Raw genomic sequence first — 1,556 nt, forward strand, 5'->3', positions numbered from 1 at the left:
CCTCTCGATTTGTTGAGGTCGATGTAAATCAGGGCAAGGAGTAAGTGCCCCAGCATCCATGATCAGGTGGTGGAGATCATCAAGCGGGTGCTGGTGGCCATGGGCCGGGCCGGTACCGGGCAGGGTGATAATGTGATCCGGGAGATGGTGGTGCCTTTTTCCCTTGCCGGGTGATGAGCCGTCAAGTTTGGGACTTGTACATATTCAATTTTACAATGCATTAAGTTTGATCTTGAAAAATGCAAAATAGTCATGAAGCTGAAGTTTCACCCTTTTTGATAAGAGTAATACCAGAAACATCGTTACCAGCCTGGTATCCGAGCCACATTGGATTTAATTTTATAGGGTTTTGCCTTCACAGTAGCAAAACCCTATAAAATCTTTTTCATGAAGACAACAATCCAAAGATGCCTTGAAAGCCACGTCTGATAAATGCATCATGATTAGAGCCCCCATGTATAAAATTTAAAAACGGTGAAATTTTAGTTTACCAATATTTAGCATGAAAAAATTCGTCAAATAAACAGAAACAATATCAAGGCTAGTAAGAAAGCATGATATGCCTACTGCTATAATTGATATAAAAAGTGAGATTTTTATACAAAAAGTTAAATTTTTTGATGATGTCGACTGATATTCTTGTACAATAGCACGTTTTGGATTTACCATAGAAACTCCACTTCTTTAATAGCCATTATCTTGATCTTTAGTTGAGTGCTCAATGAAATATAATAATTAAATCATTCATGACACTTCGAGCCTTTAACTTCTTAAACAGGCTCTATCTTTGGCGTTCCTTTAGGATTCCCAAATTGACAGCAGTCTGTTTGGTCAATAAAATGATTCCTATTTGTTCATCATCTTCGTCCAATACAGGGTGTACATAAATATCTACAATTTCGGAAAGTTCTTTAATTATAATCTTTGATGATGCTCGACTTTTCAATAGATTACAGACTACGCTACCTTCGTGAAAACTTTTCATTATGTTATAAAGTTCCTCTTCAAATAGGAGGCTATAGAACTCAATGTGGGACTTGGCTTTGATGCGAGTGTTGTTGATTTCAATAAAACCTTCGTAATTGAAAAGTCGAGCAGATGGATTCTTTAATTCAAATTTTTCTTTTTCTTTTTCATATTTTGCCGCAGCCTTTACCATTTCTTCCCAATATTTAGAACTTTTACATTTCTCATATGCTTCTAAACAGACCAACGCGTCATGTTCTTCAGCGCACTCTGACATGTTGGCATAAAATTTAATCCATTCTCCAGCGCCCATGCGATTCCTTTGAAAAAGGAAACCATCATTTTTTTCGCCAGCTAATTGCTTTTGATAGTTATGCAATTCAAATTTAAGGCGTTCGCTAAGATTATGCTCCTTAAGTTTGTCGTGTTCAGTAGAGTATTCTCCAAAAAGATTGATAGGGAAAAGTGACGTTGCAAAAAATAAAATGGTGATAAGTAAACGCATTTTGCCTCCATTTAAATATAGTCCAAAGCGTATTATTATCCGACAGCTAAAAGCATATCCTAAAAATATTAATGAGATTTAAATA

Annotated in this window: 1 protein-coding gene; it reads right to left on the reverse strand. The window is 36.1% G+C overall.

Annotated features, from left to right (window positions below; genetic code table 11):
- Positions 1-781: 781 nt before the first annotated feature.
- A complete protein-coding gene (locus tag ACYQ2M_RS25025; protein ID WP_459919130.1) occupies positions 782-1,471 on the reverse strand; it encodes a hypothetical protein in 690 nt (229 codons plus the stop codon).
- Positions 1,472-1,556 lie beyond the last annotated feature (85 nt).

It is taken from the genome of Desulfocicer niacini, from assembly GCF_054657595.1.